The sequence below is a fragment of the Streptosporangium sp. NBC_01810 genome, assembly GCF_035917355.1.
In the GTDB taxonomy this organism is placed as follows: Bacteria; Actinomycetota; Actinomycetes; order Streptosporangiales; family Streptosporangiaceae; genus Streptosporangium.
On record NZ_CP109070.1, the window covers coordinates 6,223,857 to 6,243,740 of the forward strand.

18 protein-coding genes are annotated in these 19,884 nt (G+C 68.5%); 14 read left to right on the forward strand and 4 right to left on the reverse strand.

Translation table 11 applies throughout. From position 1 onward, the window contains the following. Window positions 1-50: 50 nt before the first annotated feature. The 12 genes from OIE13_RS27730 (at window position 51) to OIE13_RS27785 (ending at window position 12,154) form a co-directional block, all read left to right on the forward strand. The gene (locus OIE13_RS27730; RefSeq protein WP_326635088.1) at window positions 51-362 is read left to right on the forward strand and encodes a hypothetical protein; all 312 of its coding nucleotides are present in this window, start codon (window positions 51-53) and stop codon (window positions 360-362) included. 275 nt (window positions 363-637) lie between these two features. Continuing rightward, window positions 638-886 carry a hypothetical protein gene (locus OIE13_RS27735; protein WP_326635087.1) on the forward strand — a complete coding sequence of 83 codons (249 nt, stop codon included), beginning with the start codon at window positions 638-640 and terminating at the stop codon, window positions 884-886. 241 nt (window positions 887-1,127) lie between these two features. After that, complete coding sequence (locus OIE13_RS27740; RefSeq protein WP_326635085.1) at window positions 1,128-1,535, forward strand: YciI family protein; 408 nt, start codon at window positions 1,128-1,130, stop codon at window positions 1,533-1,535. Window positions 1,536-1,577: 42 nt separating this feature from the next. Further along, on the forward strand, window positions 1,578-1,946 hold the full coding sequence (locus OIE13_RS27745) for a sigma factor (protein WP_326646957.1): 369 nt from the start codon (window positions 1,578-1,580) through the stop codon (window positions 1,944-1,946). Continuing rightward, window positions 1,916-2,545, forward strand: coding sequence for an RNA polymerase sigma factor (locus OIE13_RS27750; RefSeq protein ID WP_326635083.1), 630 nt, complete (start codon window positions 1,916-1,918; stop codon window positions 2,543-2,545). Before OIE13_RS27745 ends, OIE13_RS27750 begins: the two co-directional genes overlap by 31 nt. A gap of 614 nt (window positions 2,546-3,159) precedes the next feature. Beyond that, the gene (locus OIE13_RS27755; RefSeq protein ID WP_326635082.1) at window positions 3,160-4,377 is read left to right on the forward strand and encodes a glycosyltransferase family 2 protein; all 1,218 of its coding nucleotides are present in this window, start codon (window positions 3,160-3,162) and stop codon (window positions 4,375-4,377) included. 1 nt (window position 4,378) lies between these two features. Continuing rightward, window positions 4,379-6,691 carry a right-handed parallel beta-helix repeat-containing protein gene (locus OIE13_RS27760; protein ID WP_326635080.1) on the forward strand — a complete coding sequence of 771 codons (2,313 nt, stop codon included), beginning with the start codon at window positions 4,379-4,381 and terminating at the stop codon, window positions 6,689-6,691. Next, the gene (locus tag OIE13_RS27765; protein WP_326635078.1) at window positions 6,688-8,610 is read left to right on the forward strand and encodes a right-handed parallel beta-helix repeat-containing protein; all 1,923 of its coding nucleotides are present in this window, start codon (window positions 6,688-6,690) and stop codon (window positions 8,608-8,610) included. The genes OIE13_RS27760 and OIE13_RS27765 overlap by 4 nt, the downstream gene beginning before the upstream one ends. A gap of 3 nt (window positions 8,611-8,613) precedes the next feature. Continuing rightward, window positions 8,614-9,783 (forward strand): right-handed parallel beta-helix repeat-containing protein, encoded by a 1,170-nt coding sequence (locus OIE13_RS27770; RefSeq protein WP_326828916.1) that lies wholly within the window; start codon window positions 8,614-8,616, stop codon window positions 9,781-9,783. A 37-nt stretch (window positions 9,784-9,820) separates the two neighbouring features. Further along, on the forward strand, window positions 9,821-11,152 hold the full coding sequence (locus OIE13_RS27775; protein ID WP_326635074.1) for a UDP-glucose dehydrogenase family protein: 1,332 nt from the start codon (window positions 9,821-9,823) through the stop codon (window positions 11,150-11,152). A gap of 385 nt (window positions 11,153-11,537) precedes the next feature. Then, on the forward strand, window positions 11,538-11,834 hold the full coding sequence (locus OIE13_RS36845; protein ID WP_442811491.1) for a hypothetical protein: 297 nt from the start codon (window positions 11,538-11,540) through the stop codon (window positions 11,832-11,834). A gap of 2 nt (window positions 11,835-11,836) precedes the next feature. Beyond that, window positions 11,837-12,154 carry a hypothetical protein gene (locus tag OIE13_RS27785; protein ID WP_326635073.1) on the forward strand — a complete coding sequence of 106 codons (318 nt, stop codon included), beginning with the start codon at window positions 11,837-11,839 and terminating at the stop codon, window positions 12,152-12,154. Here OIE13_RS27785 and OIE13_RS27790 read toward each other — a convergent pair whose 3' ends face one another. The 3 genes from OIE13_RS27790 to OIE13_RS27800 form a co-directional block, all read right to left on the reverse strand. Further along, window positions 12,155-12,385, reverse strand: a complete 231-nt coding sequence (locus OIE13_RS27790; RefSeq protein WP_326635071.1) for a hypothetical protein — start codon at window positions 12,383-12,385, stop codon at window positions 12,155-12,157. Window positions 12,386-12,887: 502 nt separating this feature from the next. Beyond that, complete coding sequence (locus OIE13_RS27795; protein ID WP_326635069.1) at window positions 12,888-14,576, reverse strand: ABC-F family ATP-binding cassette domain-containing protein; 1,689 nt, start codon at window positions 14,574-14,576, stop codon at window positions 12,888-12,890. A gap of 1,439 nt (window positions 14,577-16,015) precedes the next feature. After that, window positions 16,016-16,159 (reverse strand): hypothetical protein, encoded by a 144-nt coding sequence (locus OIE13_RS27800; RefSeq protein ID WP_326828917.1) that lies wholly within the window; start codon window positions 16,157-16,159, stop codon window positions 16,016-16,018. Between the two features lie 123 nt (window positions 16,160-16,282). Here OIE13_RS27800 and OIE13_RS27805 point away from each other — a divergent pair, with 123 nt between their 5' ends. Both OIE13_RS27805 and OIE13_RS27810 read left to right on the forward strand, forming a co-directional pair. Then, window positions 16,283-17,107 (forward strand): hypothetical protein, encoded by an 825-nt coding sequence (locus tag OIE13_RS27805; protein WP_326828918.1) that lies wholly within the window; start codon window positions 16,283-16,285, stop codon window positions 17,105-17,107. Window positions 17,108-17,337: 230 nt separating this feature from the next. Next, window positions 17,338-18,771, forward strand: a complete 1,434-nt coding sequence (locus OIE13_RS27810; RefSeq protein ID WP_326635066.1) for an Ig-like domain-containing protein — start codon at window positions 17,338-17,340, stop codon at window positions 18,769-18,771. Between the two features lie 219 nt (window positions 18,772-18,990). On the opposite strand, the gene OIE13_RS27815 is transcribed toward OIE13_RS27810, so the two are convergent. Beyond that, window positions 18,991-19,878 (reverse strand): haloalkane dehalogenase, encoded by an 888-nt coding sequence (locus OIE13_RS27815; protein WP_326635064.1) that lies wholly within the window; start codon window positions 19,876-19,878, stop codon window positions 18,991-18,993. Window positions 19,879-19,884 lie beyond the last annotated feature (6 nt).

Below are 19,884 nucleotides of genomic sequence, written 5' to 3' on the forward strand. Positions count from 1 at the left end.
GGGCAGGATAAGCGCCCTTGGACTGCCTTTGGTGAATATTAGGGAGCAGAATGCTGCAAAGCCGTCGCAAGGAAACGATCCGGGCGCTCGACGAGAGCGACCGGCCACACCTGTACTGGCACGGGGTGGACGGCGACGGCCACGTGTGGCTGTTCGAGACCGTCATCGACAGCGGCGGGGAGTACTGGCCCGTGCGACACGCCGAGCTGGGCTCGGACGGCCTGGCCCGCACGTACTCGTGGAGCCACATCGAGGACGAGCACGGCTTCCTGGCCGAGGGCCCGATCTACCCCGGCGACTTCGGCCTGAACTCCCTGACCTCCGAGGAGTTCGAAACCCTGTGGGCCGCGCTCAGCGGGTGAGGAGGTCTTCGGAACCGCCCCTGGAAGCCCCCTACCGCTCAGGCGGGGTTCTTGGAGCGGCCGGAACTCCTGGCCGCTCAGCCGAAGCTCGAATCCGGACATTCACCACCTAAACATGAAGCCGACGGCCAGAAGGGTATGCGATATCATTTTCTATTGATTTTCGAATGTTTTCGATCATTACTCGGCAGTAGCCCCGGCCCCGCCGTAAGCCCGGCACCTTAAGACGACAAAGCAGGTTATTTCGCATATATGCATGGGGGTAGGTTGCTCGCATGAGCGGAACGCCCGGCCTGAGAATGGCAGCCTCGGACATGACCGCGCTGAGCCTGTGGACCGCCGACGCGGTGGTGCTGTTCGACTGGCTCATCAACGTGGACCTTGACCAGATCCCCGTCCAGCACATGGCACAGAAGCAGGCTCTGATGGACCTCCTCCAGCAGCTCGACCGGAGCATCCCCGGCTACACCTCCGCCGACATCGAGCAGGCACACCGGCTGCTGACCCGCGAGATGGGCCTGTAGTCCCGCCCGCTCCCCGCCTCCGGGCCGCCACGGCGGGCGGAGCCTGCGGAAGGGACAGGCCCCTGGGACCCCCGTCTGCGGCGCCCGACATTCACCCCGTAGCGGCTCGCCGGAGCCTGCCGCTTGGACTCCGGCAGATTTTTCTTCCCGGATGTCCGACAGAATGTCGAGAACGGATGGGTCTGCTTCTACCTGTGGGTGAGAGCGTCGAGGACGGCGCTCGAACACGAGGAGCGAAGACATGAAGTACATGATGTTGATGCAGTTCAGCGGGCAGCCACAGGACGAGATCCCGCCGATTCACACCTGGCCTGTCGAGGACGTCAAGGCCCACATCGAGTTCATGCACGACACGAACAGGAAGCTCATCGAGGCCGGGGAGTTCGTGGACGCGCAGGGGCTGGCGGCCCCGGACCAGGCCAGGATCGTCCGGGCCGGCGAGGGCGGCGCCGCCGTCGTCACGGACGGCCCGTTCCCCGAGACGAAGGAATTCCTGATCGGCTACTGGATCATCGACTGCGACGGCCCCGAGCGCGCCGTCGATCTCGCCGCGTACGTCTCCGCCGCGCCCGGCCCCGGCGGCAAGCCGTTGAACATGCCGATCGAGGTGCGCGAGGTGATGTCGGCCGCCCCGCCCGAGAAGCTGTGACCGCTGGATAGCCCGGCCATCGACGACCTGCTGCGCCGCTTGGTGCCGCAGGTCGTCGGCGTGCTCACCCGCCGCTTCGGAGACTTCGCCACCGCCGAGGACGCGGTCCAGGAGGCGCTGCTCGACGCCATGGCCCAGTGGCCGGCGGAGGGCGTACCCGCCAACCCGCGAGGGTGGCTCATCCAGGTCACGTACCGCCGGATGACCGAGCAGGTGCGCAACGAGCAGGCCCGCCGCCGGGAGGAGTTGGTGGCCGCGCAGGCGCCCCCCGAGCTGCGTACCGCCCCGCCGGCGGACGACGCGCGTGCGAGGGACCGGGACGACACGCTGACCACGCTGTTCCTCTGCTGTCATCCCGCGCTGACCCCGACCTGCAGCGCGTGGAGCTGTCCCGCGAGGCGATCAGGCTGACCAGGATGGCTCACGACCTGCTCCCCGACGACCGCGAGGTGGCCGGGCTGCTCGCGCTGATGCTGCTCACCGACGCCCGGCGCCCCGCGCGGACCGGCGCGGACGGCGCCCCGGTCCCGCTGGCGGAGCAGGATCGGAGCCTGTGGGACGGCAAGGCGGTCGCCGAGGGGATCGCGCTCATCACCGACACCCTGGCCAGGGGTGCGGTCGGCCCCTACCGGCTCCAGGCGGCGATAGCCGCGGTCCACGACGAGGCGCCGACGGCCGAGGAGACCGACTGGCCGCAGATCCTTGCCCTGTACGGCCTGCTGGAACGCATGTCCGACAACCCGATGGTCTCGCTCAACCGCGCCGTCGCCGCCGCCATGGCGCACGACCCCGCGACCGGCCTGGAGATGCTCGGCGAACTCGAAGACCGCCTGTCGGGACACCACCGCTTCCACGCCGCCCGGGCCCACCTGCTGGAGATGGCCGGTGACCCGCGGGCGGCCGTCGACGACTACCGCGCGGCGGCGAGCCGCACGACGAGCACCCCGGAGCGCGACTACCTCACCACTCGCGCCGCCCGGCTCGCCACCGCGGAGCAACCGGACCGGTGAGCCTGAGCCCAGGCTTTCCGCGTGCGTGATCCGGACATGGATGTCACCGAAAGCGCACGCCGCTCCGCCTCGGGGCGCGGCCTCCTGCCGGGACGGCTCCTCATGAACCTGCCCCCACGGCATTCCCACCGATTGTCGCCACGATCAAGATCGCATTCCGCGACCGAGATCGAAATCAGTTGATTTGTCCTCACGGGCCCTCCGGGAGCCGTAAGTTGACCTCTGCGATCCATGATCCATATCGGCGAAGTGCCAGCGGAAAACCACCCGTCCACCGACTGTTGCTGAAAAATACCCGCAAGTACGAGCAAAAAATAAACACAGCTGAAAATGATCAGCATTTAGCGCAAACCACCGTCGACGCCAGGGCGGAATTTCCCAGACGGGGGACCTCGGCACCACCACACCAACCACAGATGCCCCGTGTGAAATTTTCTTCAGTCTTGTAACGATTGCACCGTTCCAAAAGATTTAGGAAATTCGGACCAGTATTGTCCTTATCTGTCTGTCGAGGGGTCGTCTGCCCGAGGTCACGCAGGCATACGAGGACAAATCGCCCAGGAGGCTCCGTGGCGCCCATTTCGGATTGGTTTGACTCTGCCTATGAATGGGTGGTGCGTTCCAGTGCAAACGGGTCCTGGCGGGACGTGATTCCACTGGGGCTGGCCGGCCTGCTCGTCTGGGGCCTCTGGCTCTACCGGGTGATCCTCTCCCGGCTGGCCAAACCGATCGTGAACGGCTACCGGACCACGGTCTCCGTGGTCGTCCCGTCCTACCGGGAGGACGCCGAGATCCTGGTGCGCTGCCTGGAGAGCTGGCTCTCCCAGGACCCGAACGAAGTGATCATAGTCGTGGACGTCGGGGACACCGAGTGCCATGCCAGGCTCCACGAGGTGACAGACCCTCGGCTGCGCGTCCTGGTGTACGAACATTCGGGCAAACGCTCCGCACTCGGGGTGGGCATCCGAGCGGCCAGGGGGGAGATCGTGGTCTTCGCCGACTCCGACACCTGGTGGCAGCCCGGCCTGCTGGCCGCCGTGCAGATGCCCTTCGAAGACCCGGCGGTCGGCGGGGTCGGCACCCAGCAGAACGTGTACCAGCGGACCAGCAGCGTCTGGCGGCGCATCGCGGACTGGCTGGTCAACCTGCGCTACTACGACTACGTGCCGGCGATGGGAAGCAGGGGCGGGGTGGCCTGCCTGTCCGGCCGGACCGCCGCCTACCGGCGTGCGGCCATCACCCCGGTCGTCACCCATCTGGAGAACGAGTTCTTCCTCGGCCGCCGGTGCATCGCCGGCGACGACGGCCGGCTCACCTGGCTCATCCTCGCCTCCGGATACAAGACCGTGCACCAGTCCTCGGCCCTTGCCATCTCGATGTTCCCCGACTCCTTCCGCGCCTTCGTCAAGCAGCGCGTCCGGTGGAGCCGGAACTCCTACCGCTGCTACCTGACCGCGCTGTGGAAGGGGTGGCTGTGGAAGACGCCACTGGTCACCAAGGTGACCGTGCTGCAGATCCTGCTCACCCCGGTGACCATGGGCGTCACACTCGCCTACCTGTTCTTCAGCAGGCTCGAACTCACCCCGGTGAGCATCGGGCTCGCCGTCGGCTGGGTGCTCCTGGGCCGGGGCATCCGCGGCTGGTCACACCTGCGCCGCCACCCCAAGGAGATCCTGCTGCTGCCACTGCTCTGCCTGGTGGTCATCATGATCGCGTTGCCGATCAAGCTGTACGCGTTCCTGACGATGAACAAGCAGGGCTGGCTCACCCGTACCTCCGACCAGGTGGGTGGGGCGGGCCAGAGCGCCGCCACCCTCAAGGGAATGGCCTGAGATGTCGCGCAGCGTTCCCGTCCTGCTGACCGCCGCGGTGCTGGCGTTCGGGCTGGGGACCGGGCCGGCCGCCGCCACCGCCCTCTCGTCTCCCAACCCACCCGGTGAGTCCGAGATAAACTCCGGGGTCAAGCCGTCCCCGTCGAGCAGCGCCACCTCGGATGGCAACCCGTTCGAAGAGGACAACCAGGTCCCCAAGGAGGAACCTCCCGATGAGGACGACCGCCCTCCGAAGAAACCCACCCCGACCCCGACCGTCAAGCCGACCCGGGTAGCCGACCCGGACCCGACCGCCGATCCGGACCCGACCGGCTCGGCCCCGACGAACGGACCGGCCAGCACAGCCGGCCCGGCTCCGACCGCGGATCCGGCCGAGGAAGAGGCCCCGCCCCTGGTCGAAGACGCGATCATGGCGGACGACGCGATCCTGGAGGCCGGCACCTTCACGGCGGGCGAGGCCGAGGCGCAGGCGACCCTGGTCGACGTCGAGGACCAGCGGATCATCCAGACCCGTGCCGCGCTCACGGCCCTGCTGCAGGCCGGCGGCGTCGCGGCCGCCCAGCGCAAACAGCCCCAGGTCTTCGTCTCGGCGCACGGCAGGACGCTGGTGCTGCCCTCGCGGAACAACGAGACCCCGTACACCATCAAGGACCTGGCGGCCGTCGAGAACGGCCGGTACCTGAAGCGGCTGAAGGACGGCTCCTACCTGCTCGGCGTGCACGTCTTCGTCGCCGACGGGGCGCGCCTGCATCTGCGCGGTCCGCTGACGCTGCGGATGGGCAGCCTGCCCGGCTCGTTCAGCTCGATCATCGCCTTCGGCGGCGACATCGAGATCAAGGGCAGTGCCCGGAGGCCGGTGCGGATCACCAGCTGGGATGTGCGGACCCAGAAGCCGGACCGGATCACCACCGATGGCCGCGCCTACATCCGGGCGGTCGGCGGCGAGTTCGAGATGACCTACACCCACGTCTCCCACCTGGGATTCTGGAGCGGCCGTACCGGGGGAATCGCGCTCACCGGCACCGAGCGGCCGGCCAGCGTCTACCGGCACCGGACGAAGGAGCAGCGCCACCAGGACAAGCAGGAACGGCTGGCGAACACCAAGGGCGAGCAGGGCGAAAGCAACTTCGGCGACGTGGAGACCATCCCGATCGGCCCCGGCACCGCCTCACACGTACTCGCCGACGAACTGGTCTCCGGATCGATCAAGAACAGCGTCATCAACGGCGACGCCTACGGGATCTTCGTCTCCGGCTCGAACCAGACGCAGATCATTGACAACAGAATCCTCAACAGCCTGGTACACGGCGTGTTCATGCACCGGTTCGCCAAGAACGCGACGATCGAGGCGACCAAGGTGATCGGCAGCGGCGGCGACGGTTTCGTGCTGTCCCGGGCGACCGAGAAGGTAAAGGTCATCGACTCCCTGGCCGAGAGGAACGGACGCAACGGCTTCACGCTCAACGGCCGGGCGCTCGCGAGCGGCCCGTCCGCGAGCGGCGAGTCACTGGCCGTCTACGGCGACAGCTCGGTCAGCAACAGCGTCGCCCGCAACAACAAGAGGTACGGCATCGAGGTGCTCGGCGGCAGCCGGCTGGCCGTGCAGACCAACGAGGTCATCGGCGGCGACATGGGCATCGTGGTACGCGAGGGTGCCGGCGGAGTGCAGATCTCCGGTAACAGGCTGACGGACCAGCGCCGCCAGGCGATCGCGCTACGCGACGGGGCGACCGGCGCGCACGTGGCCGGCAACACCATCACCGGAACCATCACCGGAATCTACCTCCGCGACTCCAACGGCATGATCGTCGGAAACAAGATCACAACCTTGCCCGCCCTCAAAGCCCCCAAAGCCCACGGGATCACCGTGGTCGGCGACGCCGAGGGCTCCGAGATCACCCGGAACACCCTCATCGGTGCGGGGACGAGCGCGATCAGCGTCGCACGGGCCAACGACAGGCTGAACACGCACAACAACGACGAGGAACAGTGGGATGACACCTCGTCGCTCTGGGTCAAGGTCAAGCGCTTCATCAAGCCCATGAACGTGATCTGGGCCGCTGTCATCCTGCTGATAGTCGTATCGGCGTTCCGAGCCCGCGGCGTCGCCGAACGGCGGCAACACGGCCAGGGGATCCGCGACCCCTACGAGCATCAGCAGGCGCTCGTCGAGAAGCAGGTCCTGGTGCTCCCGCACGCCGCACCGAACCAGCCGGAGCAACCGGCACCCGCCGGGCCTCCCACGCGGCGGCGCCGGCAGTCCTCTCCGCCGCTGCACGCCGGCTCGGCCCCCGTGGCCGGAGGCAGGGCATGAGCAACGCACGCCGGAAGAAGAGCCGCGTTCTCCTCTTCGTCCTGGTGCTGGGCCTGTCCGCAGCCGGCACCTGGACCTACCTCTCCTACTTCGACGGCCCCGCCGCACCTCCCGCGGTCAACGACGTCTCCCCGGCGGAGGCGCAGCAGCAGTCCACCCTGGTCGACCAGGAGGAGCTGCGGATCATGCAGACCCGCGCGACGCTGAGCTCGACGCTGGCGCGGGGCGGCCCCGCCGCCGCGAAGGCCCGCGTGCCGCACATCTCCAGCTCGGCCAACGGCCGGACGCTCGTCCTACCGCCGCGCCGCGATCCGTACCGGGTCGCCGATCTGGAACGCCTGGGCCAGGAGCATTTCCAGAAACAGTCGGACGGCTCCTACCTGCTCGGCATCAACGTGTTCGTCGGCCCGGGGGCCAAACTGGTGCTCCAGAACGCGACCGGCCCGCTGGTGATCCGGATGCGCAGCGAGCCCGGCACCTTCGTCTCGATCGTGAGCTTCGGCGCGAGCGTCCGGATCAACGGTTCGGCGCAGAACCCGGTCCGGATGACGAGCTGGGACACGCACGCCAAGACGGCGGACACCAAGGTCTCCGACGGACGCGCCTACCTGCGCACGATCGGCGGGGAGCTCAAGATGAGCCACGCGCAGGTGGAGCATCTCGGGTTCTGGAGCGGCCCGACCGGCGGGCTGGCGCTGACCGGCAGCGACCGGCCGACCCAGGGCGCGGAGCAGGTCGCCGTCCCCACCGCGGCTCCCCCGTCGGAGTCGACCACCTCCCAGCAGCGGGCGCTCCTGCCCAACGGCCTCCTCGTGCCGAGCCGGGGCGGCACCGACCAGATCGAGATCACCAACGGGGCAGGCCTCGGCAGGGTCTCCTACCGGTTCCCCGAGGCCAACCTGGTCACCGGCGACATCACCGACACCAAGATCACCGGCAACGCGTACGGGATCTTCATCACGGCCTCCAACGAGACCCGGATCACCGGCGTCTCGGTCACCGGGAGCCTGGTTCACGGGGTGTTGCTCCACCGGTTCGCGCGCAACGCCACCATCGAGAACACCACCGTGACCGACAGCCGGGGTGACGGGTTCGTCCTGTCCCGGGGTACCCAGAACGTCACGATCACCGGTTCGGAGGCATCGCGCAACACCGGCAACGGCTTCACGATCAGCGGCCTGCCGCTGGCCCGCGGGCCGTCTGCATCCGGGGAGTCACTGCGCAGTTTCGGCGGCAGTTCGGTGACCAGCAGCACAGCGCGGGACAACGGCCGCTACGGCGTGGAGATCCAGGGGGGCGTCAAACTCGCCGTACAGACCACCGAGGTGATCGGCGGGGAGATGGGCATCGTGGTGAGCCAGGACGCCACCGGGGTCCAGGTCTCCGGCAACCGTCTCACCGGCCAGCTCAGCCAGGGGATCGCACTCCGCGACGGGGTGCGGTCGGCCCGGGTCAGCGGCAACATCGTGCGGAACACCCTGACCGCCATCTATCTCCGCGACGCGAAGGCCACCATCTCCGGCAACACGGTCGAGTCCGCCTCGCTGCACGCGATCTCACTGCTCGGCGACGTCAAGGACACCAAGGTCACCGGCAACACTCTGGGGGGGGCCGGCCGCAGCGCGCTCGACACCAGCCGGGCGAGGGGAGCCATGACCGTCACGCAGAACAACACCGGCGGCTGGCAGGACACCGCCGGTTTCTGGACGATGGTCGGGCGGATCGCCAAGCCGATGAACCTGATCTGGTTCGGTGTGATCGCCCTGATCGCGATCTCGGCACTCCGGGCGCTGCGCGGTGACGGCCCCCGGGTCGGGCACAGATTCGTCTACCCATACGAGAAGCAGCTGCTGATGGAAGAGCGACCGGTCCGGATCCTGAGCACCGCCGCCGCCCGGCCCCCTGCTGAGAGGAACTGAGCGATGCGCCTGGACGTCGACCGAAAGACCCTGCTGGGGATGCTGGCGGGGGCGGCCATCACGGTGATCGTCGTGGTGCTGCTGCGCGGACTGTTCGGCGGCGGAGAGGGGCCGAGCACCCCGATCGAGGACATCCGGCCAAGGAGCGCGGACACGCCGGCCTCGCAGATCGAGGAAGACGATTCGCAGGTGAAGGAAGACGATTCGCAGGTGGAGGAAGACGTGGCGGAGTTCACCGCATCGCAGGAGCCACCCGACATCGCCGTCCCCACCGGGAAAGGGATGATCGACTGCCCCGAGGCCACGGTGACCGTCGCCGACGCCACCGAGCTCGTCGAGGCGCTGGAGGCGGCCGAGCCGGGCACGGTGATCAGGCTGGAGCCCGGCGTCTACGCCGGCCGGTTCGTGGCGGCGATCTCAGGCACCGAGGCTGATCCGATCTTCGTCTGCGGCCCGCCCGAGGCGATCATCGACGGCGGCGGCGTCAAGAAGGGCTACGCCTTCCACCTCAACCAGGTCGATCACTGGCGGCTGATCGGCTTCACCGTCCGCAACAGCCAGAAGGGAGTGATGGCCGACCAGACCAACAACACGATCATCCAGGGGTTGACCGTCCACCACATCGGGGACGAGGCGATTCACCTCCGCAACTTCAGCAGCGACAACACCGTCCAGTACTGCATGATCTACGCGACCGGCCTGCGCCGGGAGAAGTTCGGCGAGGGCGTCTACCTCGGCACCGCGGAGAGCAACTGGGCGGCCTTCTCCGGCGGGAAGATGGACCGAAGCGACCGCAACATCGTGCGCGGCAACGTCATCCGGTCCACCGCCGAGGCGATCGACATCAAGGAGGGCACCTCCGACGGTCACATCGTCGGCAACATCTTCGACGGTTCCGGCCTCGGCGGTTCCAAGCACAACGACTCCTGGGTCGACGTCAAGGGCAACGGCTACCTCATCCAGGGCAACACCGGTCGCAGCACCAACGCGGACGGCTTCCAGACCCACAAGATCGTGGACGGCTGGGGCACCCGGAACGTGTTCCGAGCCAACATCATCGACCTCGGCGACTCCGGCGGAGTCGGCATCAATGACACGGCCGGCGGAAACACGATCGCCTGTGACAACAAGGTCACCGGCGGCATGCTCACCAAAAAAGATGTCTGTTCCTGAGCAGGGGCTCAAGGACAAGTAGACAGGGAAAACAGAGATGGACGGAGCCGAGCTCCCAAGGCTGACTGTGATCGGAACCGGCTACCTCGGAGCGACGCACGCGGTCTGCATGGCGTCGCTGGGGTACGACGTGGTCGGCCTCGACGTGGACAGCAAGAAGATAGGAAAGCTGCAGTCCGGGGAGGTACCGTTCTTCGAACCGGGCCTACCCGAGTTACTGGACAAGGCGCTGGCATCGGGCCGGCTCCGGTTCACCACCTCCTACGCGGAGGCCGCCGAACACGGCGACGTTCACTTCGTCTGCGTCGGCACCCCCCAGCAGCCGGGCTCGGACGCCTGCGACCTGAGCTACGTCGACGCCGCCGTACGCGACCTGGCCCCCCACCTGACCCGGCGCTGCCTGGTGGTCGGCAAGTCGACCGTCCCGGTGGGCACCGCCGCCCACCTGACCGACCTGCTCCACGAGCTGGCCCCGGCCGGCGAGGAGGTGGAGCTGGCCTGGAACCCGGAGTTCCTGCGGGAGGGCTTCGCGGTCGACGACACGCTCCGGCCCGACCGGCTCGTGTTCGGCGTCCCCTCGGAGTGGGCACGCGAGCGGCTGGCCTCGGCGTTCCGGCCGATCCTCGACCTCGGCACCCCGGTGGTGGTCACCGACCTGGCCACCGCGGAGCTCGTCAAGGTGGCCGCCAACTCGTTCCTGGCCACCAAGATCTCCTATATCAACGCGATGGCCGAGGTCTGCGAGGCCACCGGGGCCGACGTCCGCGACCTGGCCAAGGCCCTCGCCTACGACGACCGGATCGGTGGCCGGTTCCTCCAGCCGGGCCTGGGCTTCGGCGGCGGCTGCCTGCCCAAGGACATCCGCGCCTTCGCGCACCGGGCCGAGGAGATCGGCGTCGGCCAGGCCGTCTCCTTCCTCCGCGAGGTCGACGCGATCAACCGGCGCCGCCGTTCCCGGACCATCGACCTGGTCCGGGAACTGCTCGGCGGCCGGATCGACGGCAAGAGGATCGCCTGCCTGGGTGCGGCCTTCAAGCCCAACTCCGACGACATCAGGGACGCCCCGGCGCTGGATGTGGCCCGGACCATGCACGGGCTGGGCGCCAACGTCCGGGTGTACGACCCGGCCGCGCTGGACAACGCGCGCCGCACCTACCCGGAGCTCAGGTACGGCACGAGCGCCCTGGACGTGGCCCGTGACGCGGACGTGGTGGTCCTGCTCACCGAGTGGGCCGAATTCCGCGAGGTCGATCCCGCGGCGCTGGCGCAGGTGGTCAAGCACACACGGATCGTGGACGGCCGGCACGCGCTCAACGCGGAGGTCTGGCGAGCGGCGGGCTGGGAGTACCGGGCACTGGGCTGTCCCTGACCTCTCGACCGGCCCGCCAAGAGGCGGCGGCCCCGTACTGAACCCGAAAGCCCGGCATGACGCACGATCATGCCGCTGCCCTGCAGCTTCGGGTAACGTCCACCTTTGATCGTCAGTAGCCGACATTCACAAAATCCAGGCATACGACATGAAGACCCCGCCGACCCGGTTTCGGCGGGGTCTTTGTTTCGGCGGGGTCTTTCAGGAAGGAGTCTTGGGGCTATCCGGCCGGAATTGAACGCTCGACGAGGGCCTGAGCCACTGCCCGAGGACGGGCGGTGGCCGGCCCCCGTGGTCGAGGAAGTCGCCGAGCGGGTCGAGCAGCTACGCCGGGTATCTACCGGCGCTAGACCGTAGCGATCCCGGCCGCGGGTAGGCCTCGGCCATGCTGCCCGTCTACCAGCCGATGGTCGCCCAGGCGGGTCAGGTGCCCGCGGGGGCCGACCGCGAGGCGAGGGCGGTGGAAATGGGACGGGATCCGCTGCCTGGCCTACGTCGAGGACCGGCGGCGGGACTCGGCATGGTCGGCACCCCGCATCCGGCCTTGATCGGTGCCGCCAGGACGACTAGCCTGATCGCCGTGCTGCCGGAAGGCGGGGCCGAGGCGATCGCGTCACGCGAGAAGAGCCCCGACCACGACGAGCTGCTCGACCACGCCGCCATGGAGTTTGGGACCGACTGACGATGAGCGCGGAAGAGGATTTCAAGCAGGTCGGCGCCGAGCTGGCCGACCTGGGTGTAGGGATCTCTAGGATGATGGGGAGTCCCGCGCTAAAAGATCAGGCGGGGAAGGTGTTCGCGAGCCTGCAGCGCGACGGCGCGATGGTGTTCCGGCTGGTCAGGGACACCCCCGAACACACAGCCGCGCTCCAGCTGGCCGGGGCGTCCCTGTTCGACCCCTCGGGGCAGGGCAGGGCGATAAAGGACTGGGTGGTCGTGCCCCACTCCTCGGCCGAGAAATGGACGGATCTGGCCGAGGCCGCCCTCAGCCGCCCACGCTGATCAGTAGGCCACGTCGACGGTGTGGCGGTGGGTGCCTGAGTCGGGCAGGACGCGGAGCACGGCGTCGGCGAGGGCGGCGCGGGCGATGGTGGAGCCGCCGTGCACCGCGTCGTCGATCCGCGTGCGGTAGTCGCCGCGCGCGGGGGTGTCGAGCAGGCGCGCCCGTACTTCGAGCCGCAGGACCTCACCGCCGCTCGGCAGAAGGCCCGCTACTCCGACACCGGCTTCCAACTGCTCATCCGGATCGTGGAGACGGTGACCGATCGCTGCTGGACGGCGAACTCTTCAATGACGCCCGCTCACTGGAGCTGCTCACCGAGCGGCGCAACCGGCTGCGCAACATCCCCGTCCTCCGGTACGGACTGGGCAGCATGTTCCTCAAGGTCGGTCGGCTCATGTCACCGGAGCGCCGCCCTGTCACGCGCGTCGGCCACTCGGGAGCCACCGGGACTTGGCTCTTCCACTGTCCGGAGCTCGACCTGCACTTGACCGGCACCGCCGACCAGACCAGGGGGCAGGCCATCCCCTTCCGGTTCATGGCGCGGTGCCCGGGCGTCTGGCGAACGTGAAAGGAAAGGGGCTTACCTGCTCCTTTCCGCTCTCGACGTGTAGCGCACCTTCCTTAACGACAGGCGTACTACTGGGCCCCTAGGAGCTCCGGGCCTGGCTCGGGTGCCGTAGGCCACCCGGGCCATCACCCCGACCGTCCTCGCCATGACGACGACGGTAGTGATCACTCACCTGACGAACGGGTCGCGCAGGATCGGACACCCGGTGCTGGAGATTCGCCTATCTCCAGGCGCGGCCAGTCGGCGAGGTCTCGCAGCAGCTGCCGGTCGTGCGTGGCGACGACGACGGTGGCGCTCGTGTCGCGGATCGCGTCGGTCAGCTCGTCGACCAGCGCCGGCGACAGGTGATTGGTCGGCTCGTCGAGCAGGATCAGGCCGGGCCGCCCGGCCAGCGCGAGCGCCAGGTCGAGGCGCCGCTGCTGTCCCTGCGACATCCGCCCGACCGGCGTGCGCATCGCATCGGAGTCCAGCAGCCCAAGCGCCCCGAGCGGGACGGCATCGGCGTTGCGCAGTGCCTCGCGGGCCACCAGCCGTCCCACATGGCGGGCATACACCTCGCGGGTGGTGAGTGCGGGGTCCTGCTCGGCGGGGTCCTGCTCGGCGGTCTCCTGGGTGACCCGGGCGATCCGTGCCCCCTTCGCCATCCGGACGTGCCCGTCGGTGGGCTCGAGCGAACCGGCCAGCACCGCGAGCAGCGTGGACTTTCCGGCGCCGTTCGGTCCGGTGATGAGCAGCCGGTCGCCCCCGTCGAGGGCGAGGTCGACCGGACCGGCCAGCCGCCCGTCGACGGCGATGCCATGCGCACGCAACTGCGGCGCCCCCGGCCGGACGCCCAGGTTCGGCCACCGCAACGCCGGCGGCGGCTCCGGCACGTCGATCCGGTGCGCCTGCAGGGCATCCTGCTGGCGGTTCAGGGCCTGCACGACGCCCGGTGCGCGGGACTGGCGCTGGTGCTTGCCGGTCCCCTTGCCCGGCCGCCAGCCGGTGGAGAGCCGGTCGCGGGCCTTCGACACCGCCTCCTGCAGCCGCCGGTGCTCGGCCTGCTGCTGCTCGTGGTCCTGCTCCCAGCGCTCCCGCTCGCGACGCCGGGCATCCTGCCAGGCGTCATAGCCGCCGGCGTACAGCCGCGGCTTCCCGTCGCGGGTCGGGTCGAGGTCGAGGAACCGGTCCGCGACGTCGCGCAGCAGCGCCCGGTCGTGGCTGACGACGGCGAGGCCGCCATCGTGCTCGCGCAGCCTGCGGGTCAGGAAGTCCAGCCCGCCGGCGTCAAGGTGGTTGGTCGGCTCGTCGAGCAGCAGCACGTCGTGCCGCGCGCCGAGCAGGCACGCCAGCCGCACCCGGTAGCGCTGGCCGACCGACAGCATCACCAATGGACGGTCGCGGTCGGTGCAAGCGCCGAGGGCCTCGAGGGCGACGTCGATGCGGCGTTCGGCGTCCCACGCGTCGAGCCGGGTGGCGGTGTCGAGTGCGGCGGCGTAGCGGTCGTCGGCACTGGGATCGCCCTCGGTCATGGCGAGGGTCGCCTCCTCCAGCGCGCCGAGGGCCGCGAGTGACGCGGCCAGCGCCTCGGACGTCAGGGTGGCGACGGTCTCACCATCTCGCGCGGACAGCTCCTGGCGAGCCAGGCCGATCGTGCCGGCCCGGTGCACGGTGCCTTCGTCTGGCGCGATCAGTCCGGCGAGGACGTGCAGCAGCGTCGTCTTGCCACGGCCGTTCTCGCCGACGACGGCGACCCTCGACCGGGCGGAGACAGTGATCGAGACGTCGTTCAGGACACGCCGGGACCCGCGGGTGACGGTGACGCTCGTGGCGCGGACGTGTGCGCCATCGCCCGCCTCGACGGGCAGGGACATGGTTTCGGAATTCGGGGTGAGGTTCAACGGTGCTCCGCAGCTCGCAGTGGAGCCGGGCAGCAGCAAGCGGCCGCCCGGCGGGAACCGGGACGGCGAGCGCGGATTCAGCAGGAAGAAGGCGCCGCCGTCAGCGGGCGGAGCGGATCTTCTGCGACCAGATACCTCGTGCCATGACGGTCACGTTAGCAGCCCAGACGCCCCCGCTCATCCGGATTTCGCCCGCTCGTGGCGCGCGACACGGCCCAGAACTCGTCGGCCATCGCTGATGGTCATCACGCCTGGATTCTGTGAGCAATTGCATCGGGTGTGGTTGCGTCCGCGCAGGTGGTGTACGAGTGTTTGAGATCGGTACCTGCGTCGCGCCTGGCTGATCACCGTTGAAAAGCGCGGCGTCGTCCGTGGGGAAAAGCGCGGCGTCGTCCGTGGGGAAAAGCGCGGCGTAGTCCGTGGGGAAAAGCGCGGCGAGGGCGGTGGAATGGTGTAGGGCCGCTCACCGGTAACGCATCGTGCGAGGTGGAAGGTCAAAAGCGCGGCGAGGGCAGTGGAGTGGTTCAGGGCCGCTCACCGGTAACGCATCGTGCGAGGTGGTGGCGGGCGTTGGCCGGGTGTGGGTGACCGGGGGCGGGCCGGTGGAGCTCCGGAAGGGGGCAAAGCGGGTCATGGCGGGCGTGGAGGCGGGGCCGTGGTGGTGACGATCGGGGATTTTCCATGATCTGGGTGAGTTGGCACGCTGGGGGCGTGCGGATTCACCCAGATCAAGGAAAGCGCCACTCCCACCCCCTCGGATGGGCCGCTTTTCGTGGTGGAAGGCCCGATTCGTCCCCGCACCCGGCCGAGGGCGACCTCTGACCGGACGCCCCGCGGACCTTCGTACCTCGCACGGCGAGAGCCCCGCACGGCGAGAGCCCCGCGCGAGGCGTCGGCGAGGAGCGGCCCCGAATCCTGCCGCACCGCGGCGGACCCGTACCGATGAGCGGTCTGGGGCCACTCCACGGTCCTCGGCGCGCTTTTGACCTTCGACCCCGCACGACGCGACACCAACGAGCGGCCCTGAACCACTCCACCACCCTCGCCGCGCTTTCCCCACGGACGACACCGCGCTTTTCCACCGTGACCGGCTTACCGGATTCGGATGCTCGTACACCACGTCCGTGGACGCAACCCTGGACACACCCGTTCCCTATCGAATCTCGAAAAGAGGCGACGCGGAATGCGCAGACCTGACAGGTCACCATACGCTCGGGCCTGGGCGGCCCTCCCGCTCCCGATTCCCCCGTCGCCTAAAGGCGACGGTCCCCTCGAGAGAGTCCGCTGAAGCGCCACCCCAGGCCCTCCCGATCCTCGCGGCCACCTCCAGGGTGATCTAAAGCAACCCCCATGCACCCGTAGATCCACATTCCCGGGCGTGTCGTTAACTGGACACACCCTCCGCGCACGGTTCACAGAATGCCCGCGCTTGACTCTCCAGGTGCTCCCGGTTCTGGATGCGCGGTTCGATACTTGTTGCCGTCGAGCAGGTAGAACTGCGCGTAGTTCACGGGGAACTCGGCGCGGATGACGCTGTTCTCGGACTCCCCGGACACGACGCCACCCTGCCCGTCCCCTACGGGGAAGGAGCCGGACGGTGGAGCCACACGTTACGAGACGCGTTCGTGATCAAGGCCCGGCAGGATTTCCCTTCCCGTACGGGCTGAGAGGAAATCACCGTGAAGCGAGTGATCGCGTGTATCGCCGCGACCTTGGTCACCACGTCCGTGGCCGTGACCCCTGTTCAAGCCGCCGCCGCGGATCCGGTCAAGGCGTTGAAGAGCCAGTTCGTCGCGGGCAAGGGGGTGAAGTTCACCGACGTCACCACTCTGGTCGAGTTCACCGGGAACACATCCTTCTTCAAGCGCACCGGTTCCTTCCAGTTCGGCAGGGCCGGGATCGTCGCCTCCGACGTCAGCGCGAAGCGCACCACTGACGCCCCAGAGACATCTGAGATCATCTCGTGGGCGCTGGACAGACCGGAGCGGACGATCAGGATCGGCACCACCAGCTACTACTCCGGCGGGCCCTGGGCACCGCCGAAAGGCAAGACCTGGATCAAACACCCGAACGGCATGAGCGCCGGCTTCAGCGGCTGGTACGGCCAGTTGGTGAACGTGGCCGAACCAGCGACCCTGAAGGCCCTGATCACAAAGGGGAAGCGAACGGGGCGCACCTACTCGGGCACGATCAGCTTCGGCGCGCTGGAGAAGATCTCCCCCTGGCTGCGGAACGTCAGCCTGGTCAGGATGTCCAAGGACAGTAAGGCCGCGGTGCTGCGCTTCAGGCTCACCCTGGGCTCCGACCGACTCCCCCAGCGACTGGTCACCGTTTATCCGGGAAGCACCCACGTCAGTGCGGCAGTGGCGGAGGACAGGCAGCTCAGCGTTGAGACCCGTTACACCGGGTGGGGCAGTCGGGTGACCGTCAAGGCTCCTCCGGCGAGCAAGGTGGAGAGCGTGGGAAAGCGCGAGCCAACCGTCCGGGGCGGCAGCAGGGGCTAGGTCCGGGATCACCGGTGAACCGGGCGTCGCTCCTCGCCGGGGTTGAGAAAGGCCCGAGACCTCAGCACAAACACCACAAGTAGCCTGATGTCTCAATCGGTTTGACAGCTACCGCGACACGGAGATCACCCAACTCAACATCTGACGCAACAGATCGAACACGCAGAGTAACTTCATCGTGAAGTCGATCTACGAGGGCATCCCTCGCGACAGAGTGGAGTTCAGTGTTGATGTCACAACGATCCAGATCCGCGCTCACCGCGCTCACCTGCGCCCTAGCGGCGCTGCTGGTCACATCGGGAACGCCGGTGGCGGCCGACACCGGTGCGCAGGCCGCCACCACGGGGCGGCAGGCCGTTGCGCAGGCCGCCGCCGCGCCCTGTGTCCGGCCAGGGCAGGCGGCCTACCCCGTCGAGTACTACTGGAAGAACGCGTTCGGCATGCGGCTGGGCAGCGGGGCGATCTCCGTCAACACCGCCCCGTCCCTGTGGGGCGGGCAGATCACCCCGGGCGGCACCTTCACCCTCACCCTGGCGCACCGCACGGCCCAGTGGCCGCTGCTGGTCAGGAGCTACACCACCACCTGGGACCTGTCGTCGCTGCTGGCCAACGCCGATGTCATCGGCCAGTCGGGGACCGGCACCATCAGTGGTAACACCCTGTCGATCACCTCGCCGGGCACCAAGACCGACCCACCTGCGAAGGTCATCACCTTCCAGGTCAGGCAGGGCACCATCGGGCGCAGCATGACCATCCGGCCGACCGGGATCAGCAGCGTCTTCGCCGCTCCGGGCCAGCTCGGAAACAACACGGCCGCCCCCCCGATCCAGATCGTGGGCGGGCAGTCCATCTCGCCCACCAGGGCCGTAGACGACAGCGCCACCACCACCGTCACCCGGGGCACACCCGTCAGCGTGCCCGTCCTGGCCAACGACACCGCGACCGCACCGACGATCAGCGGCGTCACCAAGCCCGGCAACGGCACCGCGACGATCTCCGGCGGCAACGTGATCTACACACCCGCCGCAGGCTTCAGCGGCACCGACACCTTCACCTACACCATCACCACCGCCTGCGGAACCAGCACCGCCACGGTCACCGTCACCGTCATCTGTGACTACACACCGGTCAACCTGGCCAACGGCAGCTTCGAGACACCACCCGTGGCCACGATCGACTACTCCATCCCCGACGCCTCCGTCAACCCGAGCGTCGGCTGGCACACCACCGCCACCGACAACAAGCTGGAGTTCTGGCGCGGCGGCGCGAGCGGGGTCCCGGCAGCCGACGGCCAGCAGTTCGCCGAACTCAACGCCAACCAGGTCTCCACGCTCTACCAGGATCTGCCCACCGTTCCGGGAACACCGATGACCTGGTCGCTGTATCACCGAGGCCGCCTCGGTACCGACGTGATGCGGGTGCTCATCGGCGCACCAGGCGCGACCGTGGCTCAAATCCCTACGGGGGCCTCCTCCCCGGACATCTCCGACGACGACACCGCCTGGCGCCACTACACCGGGGTGTACGTCGTGCCTCCGGGACAGACCACCACACGATTCGCTTTCGAGTCGGTGTCGGCCGCGGGAGGCACCCCGACGGCCGGTAACTTCCTGGACGGCGTGGTATTCGAGGCGCCGACCTGTGCTGCGCGAAAGGCCGGCTGACCGCCGACGCGCATCTGACCTGGGCATCCACGGATCCCCGGTGATGGCCGTGGACAGCCGGACATGCGAGAAGAGCCCCGCCCGGTGGCGGGGCTCTTCTCGCATGTCCGGCGTTCCCGGGTCAGGATCCGGACACGCCGGCATGGCCGGCGTGCCCAGCGCTATCGCCGGCGAGGGGCCGGCGATAGCGCCGGCACCTCGCCGGCGCGCCTGGCGTGCTCACCGCCGCAGTTCGCGAACGAACTCGGCCACGGCCCGGCCGATCTCGTCGGGGCTGTCCTCCTGGATGAAGTGACTTCCCCGCACGGTCACCTCGCGCTGGTTCGGCCAGCTTCGGCAGAACTCGCGCTGTCGCCCGGTCAGGATCGAGCCGGGCTCGGCGTTGACGAACAGCTTCGGCACGTCATTCGTGCTCAGCCACGCGGAGTAGTCCCGCACCACCTCGGCCACGTCGCCCGGCTCGCCGTCGATCGGGATCTGTCGCGGCCAGGTCAACGTGGCACGGCGATCTTCGCCTGGCCGGGCGAACGGCCGCCGGTACTCGTTCATCTCCGCCTCGGTGAGCGATCTGATGACCGAGGCCGGCAACACCCGCTCGACGAAGGTGTTCTTCTCGAGCACCATCTCCTCGCCCGCCGGGGAGCGGAAGCCTTGGAAGACCCGACGCGCGTTCTCGGGCCAGTCGTCCCAGGTGACCGGCGTGACGATGCCCTCCATGTACGCGATGCCCTGGACGCGGTCCCGGTGCCGGTTCGCCCAGTCGAAGCCCAGGGCCGACCCCCAGTCGTGCAGGACGAACACGACCCGGTCCCCCAGATTCAAGGCGTCCCAGAGAGCGAAGAGGTAGTCGCGTTGCTCCGCGTAGCGATACCGGTCGGGCCCGGACGGGGAAAGCTTGTCCGAGTCGCCCATGCCGATGAGGTCGCACGCGATGAGCCGCCCGAGCCCCCGGCAGTGCGGCATGACGTTGCGCCAGAGATACGACGAGGTCGGGTTGCCGTGCTGGAACACGATCGCGTCCCCCTCGCCCTCCTCCACGTACGTCATGCGGCTGCCGTTAACGGTGAGGGTCTTCTTTGTTCCGAAGGCGTCCGGGTAAAGCGGCATGCCATT